General features: G+C 62.8%; 17 protein-coding genes and 1 pseudogene. 12 read left to right on the top strand and 6 right to left on the bottom strand.

Features of this window, described 5'->3' with window-relative positions; translation table 11 throughout:
• Nucleotides 1-357: 357 nt before the first annotated feature.
• The 9 genes from G6N78_RS01780 (at nucleotide 358) to G6N78_RS01740 (ending at nucleotide 8745) form a co-directional block, all read left to right on the top strand.
• Nucleotides 358-1521: an Mrp/NBP35 family ATP-binding protein gene (locus tag G6N78_RS01780; protein ID WP_165215114.1), complete on the top strand. Its 1164-nt coding sequence runs from the start codon at nucleotides 358-360 to the stop codon at nucleotides 1519-1521.
• Between the two features lie 145 nt (nucleotides 1522-1666).
• A complete protein-coding gene (locus tag G6N78_RS01775) occupies nucleotides 1667-2638 on the top strand; it encodes a magnesium transporter CorA family protein (protein ID WP_165215111.1) in 972 nt (323 codons plus the stop codon).
• Nucleotides 2639-2655: 17 nt separating this feature from the next.
• The gene (locus G6N78_RS01770) at nucleotides 2656-4569 is read left to right on the top strand and encodes a potassium transporter Kup (protein WP_165215109.1); all 1914 of its coding nucleotides are present in this window, start codon (nucleotides 2656-2658) and stop codon (nucleotides 4567-4569) included.
• 146 nt (nucleotides 4570-4715) lie between these two features.
• Nucleotides 4716-5849 carry a cell wall hydrolase gene (locus tag G6N78_RS01765; protein WP_165215106.1) on the top strand — a complete coding sequence of 378 codons (1134 nt, stop codon included), beginning with the start codon at nucleotides 4716-4718 and terminating at the stop codon, nucleotides 5847-5849.
• A gap of 230 nt (nucleotides 5850-6079) precedes the next feature.
• Nucleotides 6080-6436, top strand: coding sequence for an AtpZ/AtpI family protein (locus tag G6N78_RS01760; protein ID WP_165215104.1), 357 nt, complete (start codon nucleotides 6080-6082; stop codon nucleotides 6434-6436).
• A 79-nt stretch (nucleotides 6437-6515) separates the two neighbouring features.
• Nucleotides 6516-7268, top strand: coding sequence for a F0F1 ATP synthase subunit A (locus tag G6N78_RS01755; RefSeq protein WP_165215101.1), 753 nt, complete (start codon nucleotides 6516-6518; stop codon nucleotides 7266-7268).
• A 67-nt stretch (nucleotides 7269-7335) separates the two neighbouring features.
• Nucleotides 7336-7563 carry a F0F1 ATP synthase subunit C gene (locus G6N78_RS01750; protein WP_010026583.1) on the top strand — a complete coding sequence of 76 codons (228 nt, stop codon included), beginning with the start codon at nucleotides 7336-7338 and terminating at the stop codon, nucleotides 7561-7563.
• A gap of 82 nt (nucleotides 7564-7645) precedes the next feature.
• Nucleotides 7646-8254 carry a F0F1 ATP synthase subunit B gene (locus G6N78_RS01745; protein WP_165215099.1) on the top strand — a complete coding sequence of 203 codons (609 nt, stop codon included), beginning with the start codon at nucleotides 7646-7648 and terminating at the stop codon, nucleotides 8252-8254.
• 5 nt (nucleotides 8255-8259) lie between these two features.
• A complete protein-coding gene (locus tag G6N78_RS01740) occupies nucleotides 8260-8745 on the top strand; it encodes a F0F1 ATP synthase subunit B (protein WP_165215096.1) in 486 nt (161 codons plus the stop codon).
• Nucleotides 8746-8865: 120 nt separating this feature from the next.
• On the opposite strand, the gene rnhB is transcribed toward G6N78_RS01740, so the two are convergent.
• Both rnhB and G6N78_RS01730 read right to left on the bottom strand, forming a co-directional pair.
• Nucleotides 8866-9519 (bottom strand): ribonuclease HII, encoded by a 654-nt coding sequence (gene rnhB / locus G6N78_RS01735; protein WP_165215094.1) that lies wholly within the window; start codon nucleotides 9517-9519, stop codon nucleotides 8866-8868.
• A gap of 179 nt (nucleotides 9520-9698) precedes the next feature.
• Nucleotides 9699-10856, bottom strand: coding sequence for a PA0069 family radical SAM protein (locus tag G6N78_RS01730; RefSeq protein ID WP_165215091.1), 1158 nt, complete (start codon nucleotides 10854-10856; stop codon nucleotides 9699-9701).
• A 130-nt stretch (nucleotides 10857-10986) separates the two neighbouring features.
• On the opposite strand from G6N78_RS01730, the gene G6N78_RS01725 reads away from it, so the two are divergent.
• Entirely contained in the window at nucleotides 10987-11499 is a 513-nt protein-coding gene (locus tag G6N78_RS01725; protein ID WP_165215089.1) for a glycosyl transferase, read from the top strand.
• Nucleotides 11500-11506: 7 nt separating this feature from the next.
• Here G6N78_RS01725 and moaB read toward each other — a convergent pair whose 3' ends face one another.
• The 4 genes and pseudogenes from moaB to G6N78_RS01705 all read right to left on the bottom strand — a co-directional run bounded on the left by moaB (nucleotide 11507) and on the right by G6N78_RS01705 (nucleotide 16112).
• Nucleotides 11507-12058 (bottom strand): molybdenum cofactor biosynthesis protein B, encoded by a 552-nt coding sequence (gene moaB / locus G6N78_RS01720; protein WP_165215086.1) that lies wholly within the window; start codon nucleotides 12056-12058, stop codon nucleotides 11507-11509.
• Entirely contained in the window at nucleotides 12058-12936 is an 879-nt protein-coding gene (locus G6N78_RS01715) for a 4-(cytidine 5'-diphospho)-2-C-methyl-D-erythritol kinase (RefSeq protein WP_165215084.1), read from the bottom strand. Before G6N78_RS01715 ends, moaB begins: the two co-directional genes overlap by 1 nt.
• A gap of 210 nt (nucleotides 12937-13146) precedes the next feature.
• Nucleotides 13147-14952: pseudogene (locus G6N78_RS01710) on the bottom strand (tetratricopeptide repeat protein); the annotation flags it as partial.
• Nucleotides 14953-15095: 143 nt separating this feature from the next.
• The gene (locus G6N78_RS01705) at nucleotides 15096-16112 is read right to left on the bottom strand and encodes a polyprenyl synthetase family protein (RefSeq protein ID WP_165215079.1); all 1017 of its coding nucleotides are present in this window, start codon (nucleotides 16110-16112) and stop codon (nucleotides 15096-15098) included.
• A gap of 106 nt (nucleotides 16113-16218) precedes the next feature.
• Between G6N78_RS01705 and G6N78_RS01700 the strand changes: the two genes are divergently transcribed.
• Nucleotides 16219-16449, top strand: coding sequence for a putative signal transducing protein (locus tag G6N78_RS01700; protein WP_165215076.1), 231 nt, complete (start codon nucleotides 16219-16221; stop codon nucleotides 16447-16449).
• On the top strand, nucleotides 16442-17218 hold the full coding sequence (locus G6N78_RS01695) for a tRNA1(Val) (adenine(37)-N6)-methyltransferase (RefSeq protein ID WP_165215074.1): 777 nt from the start codon (nucleotides 16442-16444) through the stop codon (nucleotides 17216-17218). Before G6N78_RS01700 ends, G6N78_RS01695 begins: the two co-directional genes overlap by 8 nt.
• The last annotated feature ends 30 nt before the right edge of the window (nucleotides 17219-17248 follow it).

Below are 17248 nucleotides of genomic sequence, written 5' to 3'. Positions count from 1 at the left end.
GGCTATACAGTTTGTATTCTTGGCTTTTTGACGGTTTCTCCGCCCCAAACCACTTGGCACGCATCCTGCATCTTGAATGGCAGGTCCAGAGGGGACTTAAAAAAAGCGTCCCAAGAGGCGCGACAAAAGAAAAGCCGCCGTTCAGCCCATGCGCGCGATTGTGTCGCAGCAGGTCTGAACGGCGGCTTCTTTCTGTGCCGTTTTCCCGCAGTTCGGCACCGGGGGAGGGGGCGGCGCTGCGTCACTGGGGGCCGAAACCTGTTGCTCCTTCCCTGCGCCAGCACCTATATGTCTTTCCAGCAGAAGCCGCCGCTGCCTGACGTGCAGCAGCAGACTGACAGATGGCAGGGAGTGACCATGGCCGACGTGACGAAGGAAACCGTGATCGAGGCATTGCGCCGGGTGCGCGGTCCGGATCTGGAAGGCGATATCGTGTCGAGAAACATGGTTTCCGATGTGTTCATTGCCGATGGCAAGGTCTATTTCTCGATCTCCGTGCCCTCCGAACGGGCACAGGAACTGGAACCGCTGCGCATGGCCGCCGAGCGCACGGTCAAGGATATCCCGGGGGTCAAGGGCGCGCTCGTGACGCTGACGGCAGACCGCAAGGCTGGCAGCGCGCCGCCACCGCGCGCCGCCGCACCTCAGCCGCCCCGCCCGCAGCAGGGGCATGGCCACACGCATGCCGCCCCTCCCGGACAGGGCCAGCGGCCGCAGAAGGCCGGCGTGCCGGGTGTCGGCGCCATCATCGCGGTCGCCTCCGGCAAGGGCGGCGTCGGCAAGTCCACGACTGCGGTCAACCTCGCGCTCGGCCTCATCGCCAACGGCTTGAAGGTCGGCCTGCTGGATGCCGATATCTACGGTCCGTCGGTGCCGCGGCTCCTGAAGATTTCCGGCCGGCCGCAGCAGATCGAGAACAGGATCATCGTGCCGATGGAAAACTATGGCCTGAAGGCCATGTCCATGGGCTTCCTGGTCGAGGAAGAGGCGGCGATGATCTGGCGCGGGCCGATGGTCCAGTCCGCCATCCTGCAGATGCTGCGCGAAGTCGCCTGGGGCGAACTCGACGTTCTGGTGGTTGATATGCCGCCCGGCACGGGAGATGCGCAACTGACGATGGCGCAGCAAGTGCCGCTCGCCGGCGCCGTCATCGTCTCCACCCCGCAGGATCTGGCGCTCATCGATGCGCGCAAGGGCATTGCCATGTTCCGCAAGGTCGAGGTGCCGCTCCTCGGCATCATCGAAAATATGAGCTACTTCCTCGCGCCCGATACCGGCACGCGCTACGATATCTTCGGTCATGGCGGGGCAAAGGCGGAAGCCGAGCGCATCAAGGTGCCGTTCCTCGGCGAGGTGCCGCTCACCATGGATATCCGCGAAAAATCGGATGCCGGCACGCCGGTCGTCGTCTCAGATCCCTCCGGTCCGGCTGCGCGTATCTACCGCGAGATCGCCGCCCGCGTGTGGCAGGAACTCACGGGCCGCCCGTTGCGGGCAGCACCCGCCATCGTTTTCGATTAACCCTCTGCACGAGGCGAATCGGGGTGTCGCTTGCATTCGGTCACGGCGAGGCGTATAGGCGCATCCCGCTTGGGACGAGGGAACTGATGTCTGGCCCTAACGTTCAATTGTGTCGGTTAATCGGGCGCCGGCACGGAGACGCTGCGTGATCAAAGCCTACCGCGCCAACGGGTCTGAGACGGTCCTCACTCCGGATCATTCCTCGCCACCGCTTGCCGATGATATCGTCTGGATCGACCTTCTGCACCCGACGCCGGAAGAGGATCGTTTCGTCGAAGGCTTGCTGGATATTTCCGTGCCGACCCGTGACGAACTGAAGGACATCGAACCCTCGAGCCGTCTCTACGTGGAAAAAGCGAGCGTCTTCATGACCGCCTCGCTGGTCTGGCGTGCCGATACCGATGATCCGCAGTTGACGGACGTCGCCTTCATCCTGGCGCGCGACCGGCTGCTCACCGTGCGGTATGCGGAGCCGAAGTCGTTCCATCTGTTCGTCGCAGCCTTCGGGCGCGTGCCGGAAGACATGGCGAATGGCTGTGCTGTGCTCGCCCATCTCCTGGAGACGATTGCCGACCGCACCGCGGAAATCCTCGAGACGGCCATCGGCCGGATCGATACGCTGTCCTCCGAAATCTTCCGCGACCGCGGCAAACGCCGTCCGCCAAAATTCCTCGAAGGTAAGCTCGCGGAGATCGCCGAGTGTCATCGGCTGATCGGCAAGGTGCGCGATAGTCTGGGCTCCCTGTCGCGGGTGCTCACCTTTCTCATGAACACCCATGCCGTGACGAGTGACAAGGAGACCGCGAAGCTCTGCAAGACGGTGGCGCGCGACGTCGCGTCGCTCTCCGAGCATGTCGGGTTTGTCGCGGCCAATATTTCGTTTCTGCTGGATGCCTCGCTCGGGCTGATCAATGTCGAGCAGAATGCCATCATCAAGATCTTCTCGATTGCCTCGGTGGTCTTCCTGCCGCCGACCCTGGTCGCCTCGATCTATGGCATGAACTTTCAACACATGCCGGAGCTCGGCTGGAGCTTCGGTTATCCCATGGCACTCGTCGCGATGATCATTTCCGCGGTCGTGCCCTTCTTTTTCTTCCGCTGGAAAGGCTGGCTCTGACGAGCCAGATGGCCGGGATGTCCGAAATCCATCATGAACATGCGCATGACGAGAAAAGCCTGAAGAAATTCCTCGGCCTTGCGCTCGGCTCGGTCGGCGTCGTCTACGGCGATATCGGCACCAGCCCGCTCTATGCGTTTCGCGAAGCGTTGCGGCCGGTTTCCGCCGATGGCGTCACGCAATACGAAATCATCGGCATTATTTCCCTGATGATCTGGACGCTGACGATCATCGTCACGCTGAAATACGTCCTTTTTCTGTTGCGCGCCGATAACGATGGCGAAGGCGGCACGCTCTCGCTGCTCGCCATGCTGATGAAGACCGCCGGCGGCCACAGGGCGACGCTGATGGTGCTGGGTCTGATCGGCGCCGCACTCTTCATGGGTGATGCGATGATCACGCCGGCGCTCTCGGTCATGTCGGCGGTGGAAGGTTTGAAGCTCGTCACGCCGGCCTTCGATGAAGCGGTGCTGCCGATCTCGATGGTGATCCTGATTGCGCTGTTTGCCATCCAGTCCCAGGGCACCGGCATGGTGGCGCGCTTTTTCGGACCGATCACCGCCGTCTGGTTTGTCGCCATGGCGGTTGCCGGCGCCTCGCACATCTTTGATGATCCAACGATCCTGCTGGCGTTTAACCCCTATTATGCGATCGCCTTCATGGTGCAGGAACGTTTCGTGGGCATCGTCGTGCTGGGGGCGGTGTTCCTCACGGTAACCGGTGCCGAAGCATTGTATGCCGATCTCGGGCACTTCGGCCGCAAGCCGATCCAGTGGGCCTGGCTGGTGCTGGTGTTTCCGGCCCTCACGCTGAATTATCTGGGGCAGGGCGCCTTCGTGCTGAAACAGCCGGACGCGATGCAGAACCCCTTCTTCCTGATGTTCCCCTCCTGGGCGTTGTTGCCGATGGTCATCCTGGCGACGGCCGCCACCATCATTGCCAGCCAGGCGGTGATCACCGGTGCCTTTTCGCTGGTGCGCCAGGCAATCCATCTCGGCTACCTGCCGCGCATGGAGATCCTGTTCACCTCGGAGACCAATACGGGGCAGATTTTTCTGCCGGGCGTCAATATTGTCCTGCTGATCGGTGTTCTCGCCCTTGTGCTTGGCTTTGAAAGCTCCGATGCGCTCGCCACCGCCTACGGCATATCGGTGACCGGCGCGATGGTCGTCACCACGCTGATGGCGTTCGAATTCGTGCGCAAGCGCTGGAACTGGCCGCGCAGCGTCGCCTTCATCACGCTTTTACCGCTGCTCTCGCTTGAATTCGTCTTCCTCGGTGCCAACCTCCTGAAGATCCATGATGGCGGCTACGTGCCGGTGCTGATCGCGATCGTCTTTACCATCGTCATGTGGACCTGGAAGCGCGGCACCAGCATTCTGGCAGAAAAGACCCGCCGGGCGGATGTGCCGCTCGCGACCTTTGCCGCCTCGATCGAACGGTCGATCGAGGCCCGGAGCGCACACGCGCCGGTCAACGTGCCGGGAACCGCCATCTTCCTGACCAGCGATCCGGAATCGGCGCCCGCCGCCCTGATGCACAACCTCAAGCACAATCACGTCCTGCATGAAAAGAACGTCATCCTGACGATCCGCACGGTAAACAAGCCGCGCGTTGCGGCGGAAAATTCGTTCACGATTACCAAGCTGACGGACCGATTCACGCTGATCGAACTGCGCTTCGGTTTCATGCAGTCGCAGAACGTCTCGCAGGCGCTCGGTTACCTGCGGAAATGCGGCCTGAAATTCGATATCATGTCGACCTCCTTCTATCTCGGCCGCCGCAAACTGGTGCCGGATGCGGAATCGGGCATGCCCATGTGGCAGGACCGGCTGTTCATCGCGCTTGCCAACACGGCGATCGATCCGTCCGATTATTTCCACCTGCCGGCGAACCGCGTGGTGGAACTGGGGTCCCACGTTATTATTTAAGCAAAATCTGATGCCGCAAGCGCCCGGATTTCCGGGCGTTAACCCTCCATTTAGGTTAATCCCACATTGTTTTCCTCCAAGAGTGAAAGTGTCTTGGAGTTGCGTCTGTGCGTTCGCGGAGTAGCAGAAAGTCCCGCCCGTCCGTCATGGACCGCTGGGCATCCCCCGTCATCTTCGGTCTGGCCGCCTGGCTGATCTTCCCGTCCATTCCGGCGCAGGGGGATCTGGCCGACCTGCTGGCCGGTTTCGACCGGTCCGGCATGCAATGGCGGATGGTGCTGACCAATTCGCCCGCCGGTTCCCTGCATGCGGCCGAACTGAACTTTCCGGAAGGCGAGGCGCGGCTGATTGCCAATGCCGGCATGTCCTTGCCCGATGGCCGCAAGATTGCCTTCAACGCACCGGAGAAGAATGCCGACCAGACGCCGGATGAGGATCGCGTGCGCCGGACGGAGAAGAAGGGCAGGGTGGTCGCCGTCGAACCCATGCAGCCGCCAAAGGCCTTTTCGGCTGGCTCCATTCTCCAGCGCTCCAGTTCGCTGCTCGATCCGCCTGCGAAGAAGACGGAGCTGGTGGCCTTTGCCAAGGCACCGAAGAGCGCTGAACAGGTGCAGCTTGCCTCCTTCTATTTCCGTCGCGAGGAAAAGAAGACGCCGGACATTCCGCTCTCGCCCATGGTGGCAAGCCTGGTGACCAATGACCATGCGGATGTGCTGGCAACCGCCTATGCGCCGTCGAAGCCCGATTTCGCCCGCCAGTCGCCCTTCGATGCGATTTTGACGGAGAAGAAGGACAATGGCCGCTTCGTGCCGGAGATCAGCCCGGAGGATCATGCCTGGGCGGCGACCCCGCTGCCGCCGGCGGTGTTTTCCGCCAAGGAGCAGCAGTGCCTTGCCTCCGGCATCTATTTCGAAGCGCGCGGAGAATCGGTGAAGGGCCAGGCGGCCGTTGCCCAGGTCATTCTCAACCGCGTGCGCAACCCGGCCTATCCCGACACGATCTGCGGCGTGGTCTACCAGAACGAGGACTGGCGCAACCGCTGCCAGTTCTCCTTTGCCTGCGACAATATCCGGGATCGTATCCGCTCGAAGGAGCACTGGGCGATGGCCCGCGAAGTGGCGCTTGCGGTGACGGCGGGAAAGATCTGGCTGAAGGAGGTCGGTTCCTCCACCCACTATCATGCCGTCTATGTGCGGCCGAACTGGGCCCGGACCATGAAGAAGGTCGGACGCATTGGCCTGCACGTCTTTTATCGCACCTATGGCGGTGGCTGGAGCTAAACGCCACCGATTCCCCGGGCGGTGTGTCGCAACTTTCGTCGGTTGTGGCTTAAAGCGCTGAAATTTATCGGTTAATTTGTTCTGGATGAGCGTCTTGCGACGCCTTGACTATGGATGCGCGCAAAACTATGGTGCGCGCGACTTCAAAACGGGCCTGAAGGCGCTAATTTCCAGGGCTTAGAGAGTGGTTCGGACCGGGGTGGTTCGGACGGGGCCTGGAGGATGCGCTGATGACGGAAGACCGGGACGATAGTCTGGAGCAACGCCGGAAGAATTTGTCTGCCAAGCTGGCCGGACGAAAACAGGGCGAGGCTGCGGAGCGAGCCAGGGAGATGCAATCCGAGGAAAGCCGCAAAGGCATGGCCCTCGGGTTGAAGATATCTTCCGAATTCATAGCCGCGGTGGCCGTTGGTGCCATGCTGGGTTATCTGATCGACCGTTTTGTCGGCACTGCGCCGTGGGGGATGATCATTCTTCTTCTTCTCGGTTTTTGTGCCGGAATTTTGAATGTGCTCCGTGCCGTCGGCATGGTCGCCAAGCCCGAGCCTTTGCGGCCCGGTGTGAAGGATGACCAGGACGCGCACTGAGTGCCGGGCAAAACCCGGATAGACCCATGAGAACGATCTGTCGTTTTGGCAGATCATAGGCAAGAAAGAAGGTAGAGCGGTGGCAAACGATCCGACCCATCAGTTCCAGATCTCGAAGATCGTCCCGATTGAGATCGGCGGTATGGATTTCTCGTTCACCAATGCGTCCCTGTTCATGGTCGCAACGGTCGCCTGCGCAGCCGGCTTCCTGTATTTCTCGACCGCCAACCGCGGGCTGATCCCGAACCGCTCGCAGTCGGTTGCGGAAATGTCCTATGAATTCATCGCCTCCATGCTGCGCGAAGGCGCCGGCAGCCATGGCATGAAATTCTTCCCCATGGTGTTCACGCTGTTCATGTTCGTGCTGACCGCGAACCTGCTCGGCATGTTCCCTTACTTCTTCACCGTGACGAGCCAGATCATCGTGACCTTTGCGCTGGCGGTCTTCGTCATCGGCACGGTCGTGGTCTACGGCTTTTACAAGCACGGCTTCCACTTCCTGAACGTCTTCGTTCCAAGCGGTGTTCCGGGCGTGCTTCTGCCGCTCGTCGTCGCGATCGAAATCATCTCTTTCCTGTCCCGCCCGATCTCGCTGTCGGTTCGTCTTTTCGCCAACATGCTGGCGGGTCACATCACGCTGAAGGTGTTCGCAGGCTTCGTTGCCTCGCTTGGAACCCTCGGCGCAATCGGAATCGGTGGCGCGATCCTGCCCCTGATCATGACGGTCGCTCTGACCGGTCTCGAATTCCTCGTAGCCTTCCTGCAGGCCTACGTCTTTGCGGTACTGACGTGCATGTACCTCAACGACGCAGTCCATCCGGGCGGCCACTGAGGAGCGACATTGGCGTATTGAAGCGTCAGTCATCCGCCGCAACAACCCCATTCGAAGGAGCATTCACATGGAAGCGGAAGCAGCAAAGTTCATCGGCGCAGGTCTGGCTTGCTTTGGCATGGCCGGCACGGCTCTCGGCCTCGGCAACATCTTCGGCAACTACCTCTCCGGCGCTCTGCGCAACCCGTCTGCCGCTGACAGCCAGTTCGGCCGTCTGGTATTCGGCTTCGCCGTTACGGAAGCTCTGGGCATCTTCTCGCTGCTCGTAGCTCTCCTCCTGCTGTTCGCCGTCTAATCGTCGGCAACCGGACTGGGATCACGGCCGTACCTTTGTTTGGCCGTGATCCTTTTACATTGAATACCCCCTGGAGGTGATGATGTTCGTGACACCGGCATTCGCGCAAGAAGGCGCGCCGGCCAATGGCGATACGCATGGAGCTGCTGGCAACGTGCATACGGAAACCGGTGTGGCCCATGGCGAACATGGCACCGGCGTATTTCCGCCGTTTGACCAGTCGACCTATCCGTCCCAGCTTCTGTGGCTGGTCATCACGTTCGGTTTCTTCTACCTGGTCATGCAGAAGGTGATCGTGCCCCGGATCGGTGGCATTCTCGAACACCGCCACGACCGCATTGCTCAGGATCTTGACGAAGCATCCCGCCTGAAGGCGGAAGCCGATGCCGCCGTCGAGACCTATGAAAAGGAACTCGCAGCCGCACGCGGCAAGGCCGGCACCATTGCCGAGACCGCCCGCGAAGCTGCCAAGGCAAAGGCCAATGCCGACCGCGCCGCCATCGAAGCGGAACTGTCGGAAAAGCTTGCCGCCGCCGAAACCCGCATCGGTGACATCAAGGCGAAGGCTTTCGCCGAAGTGGGCGCCATTGCCGAAGAAACGGCCTCTGCCATCGTCGAACAGCTGATCGGCCCCAAGGCCAGCTCTGACGAGGTTGCTGCTGCCGTTGCCGCCGCCAAAGTGGGAGCCTGATCGTCATGGCATTTGATGCAACTTTCTTTGCCTTCGTCGGCCTCGTTCTCTTCTTCGTCCTGATCGCCTACCTCAAGGTTCCGGGCATGATGGCGCAGGCGCTCGACAAGCGCGCCGACAACATCCGTGATGAGCTGGAACAGGCCAAGCGCCTGCGCGAGGAGGCCCAGGCCCTGCTCGCCGAATACCAGCGCAAGCGCAAGGAAGCCGAAGCGGAAGCCGCCAACATCGTGGCCTCTGCCGAGCGTGAAGCCGCGATGATCACCGAGGATGCCCGTCAGAAGACCGAGGAGTTCGTGGCTCGCCGCAACGCTCTCTCGGAGCAGAAGATCCGCCAGGCCGAAGCCGATGCGATTGGCGCCGTGCGCTCCGCCGCCGTCGATCTCGCTGTTGCCGCTGCCGAAAAGGTCATCGCCGCGAAGGCCGATGGCGCGACGCAGCAGGCCCTGTTCAGCCAGTCGATCGGCCAGGTCAAGGCGCGCCTGAACTGATATCTCGCACCTACGTGCATCGTTCGAAGGCCGGGTTCGCCCGGCCTTTTTGCGTTGGATCGATCTGTGAAGTCCGGCTTTGAATCCGCTGTCATTCCGCCGCGTGCGCGGAGGGAACCCTCAGTCCTTGCGCAGCGGCCGAAAGCTCATGCGGTGCAGCGGGCAGGGGCCTTCCGCCTCGATCGCACGCCGGTGCTGGGCGGTGCCGTAACCGGCGTGGTTGGCAAAACCATAGGCGGGATAAACCTCGTGCGCTCGCTCCATCATCCGGTCGCGGGTGACTTTGGCGACGATCGAGGCGGCGGCAATCGAAACGGACCGGGCATCGCCCTGGATGACCGCCTTGGCGCCGCAGGTGAGGCCGGGCGGGGTATCGCGACCATCGGTGAGCACATAGGCCGGTGCGACGCAGAGCCCGAGCACGGCGCGCCGCATGGCATCGAGGCTTGCGCGCAGAATGTTGCGTTCGTCTATGAGGGCAGGGCCCGAACTTGCGATCGAAACATGCGCCGTCGCTAGGATCTCCTCGAACAGCCGCTCGCGCTGCTTGGCCGTCAGCTGCTTGGAATCGTTGAGGCCGCCGGGAATATGATCCGGATCGAGGATGACGGCTGCTGCCACCACCGGGCCTGCGAGGGGGCCACGCCCAGCTTCATCCGTACCGGCGACCGGCCAGTGGCCGGCAGCGCGCGCGGCAAGCTCCAGCGAAAAATCGGGCGCCAATGGTGCGGCGTCGAAAAGGCTCGGAGAATCGGGTGGCGTGCGTTTTAACATGCGGCATTCACTCGCACGCGCACCCGATCTCCTGCAAGCCCTGAGGAAGCGGTGAGGCGGCAACGCTTCCTGCCACCCAAGGGGACAGGGGGGACTACAGGGCTCTCCGGCAGGCCGAGGCGGCGGACCTGACCGAAAGCTTCAGAACTCAAAACGTCGGCGGTCGCCGAGCGGATCACTCACAAGAGCGAGAGCTGCACACCGCCGCCCGCCGGCGGGATGAACAGATCGTCGCGCAGCGCCACGCCGCGCCGCGCAAGGCCAAGACGCTTGGTGGCAATCTCGAAGCGGCGGGAAATCTGCCAGGCATAGGGGCCGGCGCCCTTCATGCGCTTGCCGAATTCCGCGTCATAATCCTTGCCGCCGCGCATCGAGCGGATCAGCGACATCACATGCCGGTAGCGGTCGGGATAATGGCGCAGCAGCCAGTCCCGGAAAAGCGGGCTGACTTCCAGCGGCAGACGCAGCAGGATGTAGCTCGCCGTCGTTGCGCCCGCCGCCTGCGCGGCCTCCAGGATCCGCTCCAACTCGTGATCGTTCAGCGCCGGAATGATCGGCGAGGCGAGGACGCTCACCGGTATACCCGCCGCACTCAGCTGCTGGACTGCTTCCAGCCGCCGTGCAGGCGTGGACGCCCTCGGTTCCATGGTGCGGGCAAGCTTGCGGTCGAGCGTCGTCACCGACAGCGCTACCTTGGCCAGCCCCTTGGCCGCCATCTCGGACAGGATGTCGATGTCACGCGTGACCAGCGCCGACTTGGTGACGATCATCACCGGGTGGTTGGCCTTGGCCAGCACCTCGAGAAGCTGGCGCATGATCCGCCATTCCTTCTCGATCGGCTGGTAGGGGTCGGTGTTGGTGCCGATCGCGATTGGCTTCACCTTGTATTCGCGTCGGCTGAGCTCGCGCTCCAGAAGCCGCGGCGCATCCGGCTTGGCAAACAGTTTCGCCTCGAAATCGAGACCGGCGGACAGCCCCATATAGCTGTGGCTCGGCCGGGCGAAACAATAGATGCAGCCATGTTCGCAGCCGCGATAAGGGTTCACGGAACGGTCGAATGGGATATCGGGCGATTCATTGCGGGTGATCGCCGTCTTCGGCTTCTCCACCTGCACCTCGGTTTTGAAGGGTTCGAGCTCCTCCAGCGTCTGCCAGCCATCGTCGAACACCTCCCGGCGCTGGTCCTCGAACCGCCCACTCGGGTTCAAGCCCGCGCCGCGACCACGTCGCCGATCGACCTCGATCCGAAGACCGGAGGCTTCGACCAGGTGATCGGCAATATCAGCCGTATGAGCAGGCGCGAATGCGTCCTGCCGCAACTGGGTCAGCTCGTTCATGGGAAACTCCAGCGGTGAACGCCCCGCCCACCGTGAAAAGATTACTACCGCAGGCATGAGAACATTGCAAGAACAAAATCCGTATGACACCTTTGTGGCATTTCCTGCTGCGATGCGATAAGCATGCATCATGCTGACTGTTTTACTGGAATGCCGCGATCAGGAATCGGAGCTGGCACAGACCCTGTCGGTGCTGGTCACGGGCGCCGTCGAGGGGCTCGTGAGCGATGTCGCCGTGCTCGATTGCGGCTCCAGCGACGCCTCGCCGCGTGTGGCCGATGCCGCCGGCTGCCGGTTCCATCAGGATTGGGACCTGCGCGAGGTGCTGCAGGCGGCCCGCGGCGAATGGCTGTTCCTCATCGAGCCCGGTGCGCGACCGCAGATCGGCTGGGTGGAGGAGGTGATGGAACACATTGCCATGAACCGCCAGCCGGCCCGGTTTTCTCCGTCGCGCAACCATCGCCGACCGCTGTTTCGACGGCTGGTGTCGCCGGTCCCACCGCTCGAACAGGGGCTGATCCTGCGCAAGGCGGAAGCGTTTGCGGTGGCTAAACCCGGCATGCGGCTTGTGGATCTGGCCGGCGGCCAAAAACCGTTCCAGCTGACGAGCGAGATCGTGCCCGCCTGGGCGACGCGCCCCTGACGCGCAATCAGCCTTTTCCGCCGCGCTTCAGATGTTCGTCCAGCCGCGGCATGATTTCCACAAAATTGCAGGGCATGTGCCGGTAGTCGAGCTGTGCGCGCAGGATGCCGTCCCAGGCATCCTTGCAGGCGCCGGGAGAGCCGGGCAGCACGAAGATGAAGGTGGCATTGGCCACCCCGCCGGTCGCGCGAGACTGGATCGTCGAGGTGCCGATCTTGTCGTAGGAAATGCGGTGGAAGACTTCCGAAAACCCGTCCATGCGCTTTTCGAACAGCGGCTCCAGCGCCTCGGGCGTCACGTCGCGGCCGGTAAAGCCCGTGCCGCCGGTGGTGATCACCACGTCGATCTCGTCATGCAGGGTCCAGCTGCGCACCTGTTCGAAGATCGCCTCGCGCTCATCGGGCACGATGACGCGGGAAACCAGCTTGTGGCCCGCTTCGGTAATGCGTTGCACCAGCGTGTCGCCGGATTTGTCATTATCCAGGCGGCGGGTATCCGACACGGTCAGAACGGCAATGCCGACCGGAATGAAGGGGCGGCTTTCATCAATACGGTCCATCATGCGTCTCCCGGCAGCGTGTGTGTCGCCTGGATATAGGCCTCGGGAAAGCGGGTCGCCAGTCTCTGCGTTGCCGCAGTGGCCGTGGCCTCATCGGCATAGAGGCCGAAACAGGTGGCGCCGGAGCCGGACATGCGGGCAAGGCGGGCACCGCTCTCTTCCAGCGCCATGATCAGATCACCGATGATGGCGACGAGGCTTCGGGCCGGCAGCTCCAGATCGTTGCGCTGCTCCTTGAGGTAATCCATCCACACGGGGGCATCCGCGAGCGAGGGCAGGGGAGGCAGGGGTGCATTGTCGCGCCGCTCCAGGCGGCGAAAAATCTCAGGCGTCCATACGCCGACCAGCGGGTTGACGAGCACCATGGAAAAGGCCGGCAAGGCCACCGGCGTCAGCGCCTCGCCGATGCCACGTGCCAACAGTGGCCGGCTCACCAGGCACATGGGCACATCGGCGCCCAGTCGAAGGGCAAGCGGCGAAAGGTCCGCATCCGCCAGGGTGGCGTTCCAGACCCTTTGCAGACCGCGCAGGGTCGCCGCCGCATCCGCAGACCCGCCGCCGATGCCGGCGGCAATGGGGAGGTCCTTGTCCAGATGGATGTGCACCGGCGGGGCCGCATGGCCGCGCTCCCGCAGCACCTGCCGCAACAGGTCGCGCGCCTTGAGAACGAGGTTGTCGCCCTCGGCATCGAGATGCACACCGAAACGTCCGCCCAGCGTCAGCCGGTCAACGTCCGCGGGGGAGAAGGTCAGTTCGTCGCCAGTGTCGGCAAAAGTCACCAGGCTGTCGAGCAGATGATAGCCATCTGCCCGCCGACCGGTCACATGCAGCGCGAGATTTATCTTCGCCCGCGCTGTTTCCTGAATGGACGGATCCATCGATCAGTCTTTGAGGGCGGGAAGCTTCAGCACCTGGCCCGGCTGCAGCCGGTTCGGATTGCGCTTCAGGTCCGGGTTGAGATCGATGATCTCCTGTGCCCGGTCCCGGTCACCTAGTTGATCGGCCGCGATCTTCCAGAGCGTGTCGCCGGCATTGACGATATAGTCCAGCGGTTCGGGCGCGGTCTTGGTGGTCTTTGCCGCATCCGTTGCCGCCTGCGGCACGGTGGCGCCGGGGGCTGCCATCGCGGTGTTGACCGGCGGCGTCGGCGCCTCCGTCAGCCCTTCGCGGATCTTCTGCTCGATCTTGGGGATCTCGGTCAGCTCCGGCTTCATGGTCAGCGCCCGCTGCCACTGGAAACCGGCTTCCAGCTTGCGGCCGACGCGCCAATAGGCATCGCCCAAATGGTCGTTGATGGTCGCATCGCCGGCGCGTAGCTGCACCGCCCGCTCCAGCTCTTCCACCGCATCGTCATACCGACCCAGGCGATAATAGGCCCAGCCGAGCGAATCGACGATGTAGCCGTCATCGGGGCGCAGTTCGACGGCCTTGCGGATCATCTGCAGGCCTTCGTCCAGATTGCGGTTCATGTCCACCCAGGAATAACCGAGATAGTTCAGAACCTGCGGCTGGTCCGGATTGAGCTCCAGCGCCTTGCGGAAGTTCGGTTCCGCCTTGTCCCATTCCTTCAGCCGCTCATAGGCAATGCCGCGCTGGAAGAAGACCGACCAGTCGGTGGCGCGCGGCACGGGACCGATCACCTCGACGGCCTTGTCGTAATTGCGGGCCATCGCCGCATAGTCCTTGGCATCCGACAGCACGCTGCCATAGGCGATGTAGCTGCGAATGTCGCTCGGATCGGACTCGATCAGCGACTTCAGGTGTTCACGGGCGCCCGTCACGTCACCGGTCTGGGCGAGCGTCAGGCCCAGCTGCAGCTCCGAAATCCGCCGCATCGGCGAATCTGCCGGCACGCGGCCGTAAAGCTCGATCGCCTGTTTCGGCATCTCCAGCTTTTCGGCAATACCGCCGAGCAGGATCAGCGTATCGGCGCTCTTCGGGTCCAGGGCATGCGAGATCTGCAGGTAGAGCGAGACCATTTCCTCGGCGCCCTGACGGTTGAGCGCGCTGCCGATGGAAAACAGAACCGAGGCGGCACCGGCGGTGGCCGTGGTGATCTGCTGCTCCGGCTTTTCGCCCTTCTCGATGCTGTCGCGCAGCGCCTTCAGCGGCGCGTAATTGGTGATCTGGCGCTCCGCCACCGCAATCGCATCCAGCGCCTTGCGCTGGTTGCCTTCGGAGGCCTCCAGCCGGGCGAGCGCCATCACGGCGCGCATGAAGGTATCCGGCGTCGTGGCAATCGCCTCTTCGCTGGTGATGGCCGCCGTCAGATGACGCCGCGCCGCGGCATTGTCGCCGGACACCAGCGCCATCGCGCCCATGTGGTATTCGGTAAAGGCCTTGAACCAGTCCGGGCCCTTCAGGTTGCGGATGCCCTTGATCGCATCGGCGCCCTTGCCGGCGCCGACCTTCGCCCACCCGGCCATCAGCTGGTGGGTGAGGCGGTCGAGATCATTGTTGCCGGTATAGGCCAGCAGCTTTTCGGCCTGCGGATAATTGCCACTGCGAATGGCATCGAGACCGCGCACGATGGTGGTGACACGCTCAACGGCATCGTCTTCCTTCAGCGCCTCGGCCTGCTTCAGGCCCTCGTCGAACTGCCCGTTCATCAGAAGCGAGATCATCAGCCGTTCGCGGATGTCCACATTGGCGGGCTCGAACACGAGCGCCTTCTGGTAGAGCGCGATGGCGGTCGGGTAGTCATGGTCCACATCGGCGGTGCGTGCCGCCAGAAAGGCGCCGGAGAAGGTGTTCACCGCGTTGGAGGAAAAGGTGATGTCTTCGGTAACGGGATTATCCGCTGCCACTGCAAGCTCGGTATGAGCCGAGCCGAGAAGCATGAGAGCCCCGAGCGCCGCGCCGGAGAGCAGACGAAGGGCAAATTTCTGCCGCATGAAGGTGCCTTTCATGAAGAGCATGGGACGGCAGGGTGGCCGTCATGAATCCTGAACCGATGATTCACGACAGAATGGCTTTTTTGGAGCAGGACCGCAAGAATCTGAAGGCCTGCAATGAGGGTGCATTCACACCCTCACGCTTAGTTGACGCGTTCGATGCAGAAATCGATCACCTCCATCAGCGCCGCCTTGTGAGGAGACGCCGGAAGCGGCGACAGTGCGTCGCGGGCAATCGCACCGTAGTGCTTGGCCCGTGCAATGGTGTCGGTGAGCCCGCTGTACTTGGAGATCAGGCCAAGCGCCCGCTCCAGGTTGGCATCGGTGCTTTCACCCTGTTCGATGGCGGTTTTCCAGAAGGCCCGGTCTTCCTCGCTGCCGCGGCGATAGGAGAGAATGACCGGAAGCGTGATCTTGCCCTCGCGGAAATCGTCGCCGACATTCTTGCCGAGATCGGCAGCCTTGCCGCCGTAATCGAGCGCGTCATCGACCAGCTGGAAGGCAAGGCCAAGGTTCATGCCGTAGGATTTCAGCGCCGCGCGGCTCGCCTTGTCGGTATTGGCAATGATCGGGCCGACTTCGGCTGCCGCGGCAAACAGGGCCGCCGTCTTGGCGCGGATGACGGAGAGATAGTCGTCTTCCGTCGTTTCCATGTTCTTGGCGACCGACAGCTGCAGCACCTCGCCCTCGGCAATCACGGAAGCCGCCGTTGCCAGAACGTCGAGTGCTTCGAGCGAGCCGACCTCGACCATCATCTTGAAGGCCTGGCCGAGCAGGAAATCGCCCACAAGCACGCTCGCCTGGTTGCCCCAGATCATCCGTGCCGTGGATTTGCCGCGCCGCATGTCGCTCTCGTCCACCACATCGTCATGCAGAAGTGTTGCGGTGTGCATGAACTCGACGCTGGTGGCGAGCTTGATATGGCCTTCGCCCTGATAGCCGAACATTTCGGCTGCCGCGAGCGTCAGCATCGGGCGCAGACGTTTGCCGCCGGATGAAATGAGGTGGTTGGCCACCTCGGGAATCATCTCGACGTCCGAGCCAGCCTTGGAGAGGATCAGCTGGTTCACCCGGTTCATGTCCGCCTTTGTCAGATCGACAAGCGGTTGGACGGATGCCTGCTTGCTTTTGCCCTCGTCGAGCGGAATAACGACGCCCAATGACCTGGCCTCCTGTTCAAATTTTGCGCCGGACAATAGAAAGGGGCATCGCCTGCGGCAAGGGGCAAATCCCGTTAACTCTGAGATTTGATATGGTTTTACGCAAATGAAAGAATTGATCCGCTCCAATGATGCGGTTGTCCTGTCCTTTGCGACAAGCCTCCTCAACGATGCCGGCATCCATTGCCTGGTTGCCGACCAATCCATGAGCATCCTCGAAGGTTCCCTCGGGCTCCTGCCACGCCGGCTTCTGGTGGAGACCGATCGCGCGGAGGAAGCACGCCGTCTGCTGATCGATGCGGGGCTCGGCGCAGAGCTGAAGGATGCCGATGACTGATCCGACCACCGACACGATCGACGCCTTCCACCGCGGCCGTTTCCATCTCGTGCAGCCGAAGAGCGGTGGCCATCGGGCCGGCATGGATGCCATGATGCTCGCCGCGCTCGTGGTGGGCGAGGGGCCGATACGGGTCGCCGATCTCGGCGCCGGCGCCGGCGCTGCGGGTCTGGCGGTGGCCGCACGACTGGATCAGGCGCACGTCACGCTGTTCGAGCGCTCGGCGCAGATGGCGGACTATGCCCGCCGCACGCTGGCGCTACCGGACAATGCCGCCCTGGCGCCGCGTGTGCGGGTGGTGGAAGCGGACGTGACGCTGCGCGGCAAACCCCGCGTCGAAGCCGGGCTGCTCGACGATCATTTCCACCACGTCATCATGAACCCGCCCTTCAACGATGGCCGCGATCGCCGCACGCCGGATGCGCTGAAGGCAGAAGCGCATGCCATGCCGGAGGATCTGTTCGAGGCCTGGATCCGCACCGCGGGTGCGATCATGATTCCAGGCGGCCAGCTCTCCTTGATCGCTCGGCCGGAATCGGTCGCCGAGATCGTCGCCGCCTGTGGCCGCCGCTTCGGCGGGCTGGAGCTGACCGCGATCCATCCGCGCTCCGGCGAGGACGCGATCCGCCTGCTCGTCACCGCGATCAAGGGATCGCGCGCCAGGCTCAAATGGCGGGCGCCCCTGGTCATGCATGATGATGTCGGTCATGCCTTTGCCCCCTTCGTCGATGACCTGAACAATGGCCGCGCCGCCTATCCCCGCCGGTGAGGCGCGGTGCTGCTTTCCGCCGCTTTCCTC

The organism is Allorhizobium pseudoryzae, assembly GCF_011046245.1.
GTDB lineage: Bacteria > Pseudomonadota > Alphaproteobacteria > Rhizobiales > Rhizobiaceae > Neorhizobium > Neorhizobium pseudoryzae.
This window is presented reverse-complemented; position numbering and strand designations above follow the sequence as displayed.

Coding starts and splice junctions, on each gene's coding strand:
- G6N78_RS01760 (WP_165215104.1), top strand. CDS start 6,080: ATGACGGAAGACCGGGACGATAGTCTGGAGCAACGCCGGAAGAATTTG.
- G6N78_RS01770 (WP_165215109.1), top strand. CDS start 2,656: ATGTCCGAAATCCATCATGAACATGCGCATGACGAGAAAAGCCTGAAG.
- G6N78_RS01700 (WP_165215076.1), top strand. CDS start 16,219: ATGAAAGAATTGATCCGCTCCAATGATGCGGTTGTCCTGTCCTTTGCG.
- rnhB (WP_165215094.1), bottom strand. CDS start 9,519: ATGTTAAAACGCACGCCACCCGATTCTCCGAGCCTTTTCGACGCCGCA.
- G6N78_RS01750 (WP_010026583.1), top strand. CDS start 7,336: ATGGAAGCGGAAGCAGCAAAGTTCATCGGCGCAGGTCTGGCTTGCTTT.
- G6N78_RS01715 (WP_165215084.1), bottom strand. CDS start 12,936: ATGGATCCGTCCATTCAGGAAACAGCGCGGGCGAAGATAAATCTCGCG.
- moaB (WP_165215086.1), bottom strand. CDS start 12,058: ATGGACCGTATTGATGAAAGCCGCCCCTTCATTCCGGTCGGCATTGCC.
- G6N78_RS01740 (WP_165215096.1), top strand. CDS start 8,260: ATGGCATTTGATGCAACTTTCTTTGCCTTCGTCGGCCTCGTTCTCTTC.
- G6N78_RS01730 (WP_165215091.1), bottom strand. CDS start 10,856: ATGAACGAGCTGACCCAGTTGCGGCAGGACGCATTCGCGCCTGCTCAT.
- G6N78_RS01780 (WP_165215114.1), top strand. CDS start 358: ATGGCCGACGTGACGAAGGAAACCGTGATCGAGGCATTGCGCCGGGTG.
- G6N78_RS01745 (WP_165215099.1), top strand. CDS start 7,646: ATGTTCGTGACACCGGCATTCGCGCAAGAAGGCGCGCCGGCCAATGGC.
- G6N78_RS01725 (WP_165215089.1), top strand. CDS start 10,987: ATGCTGACTGTTTTACTGGAATGCCGCGATCAGGAATCGGAGCTGGCA.
- G6N78_RS01695 (WP_165215074.1), top strand. CDS start 16,442: ATGACTGATCCGACCACCGACACGATCGACGCCTTCCACCGCGGCCGT.
- G6N78_RS01765 (WP_165215106.1), top strand. CDS start 4,716: ATGGACCGCTGGGCATCCCCCGTCATCTTCGGTCTGGCCGCCTGGCTG.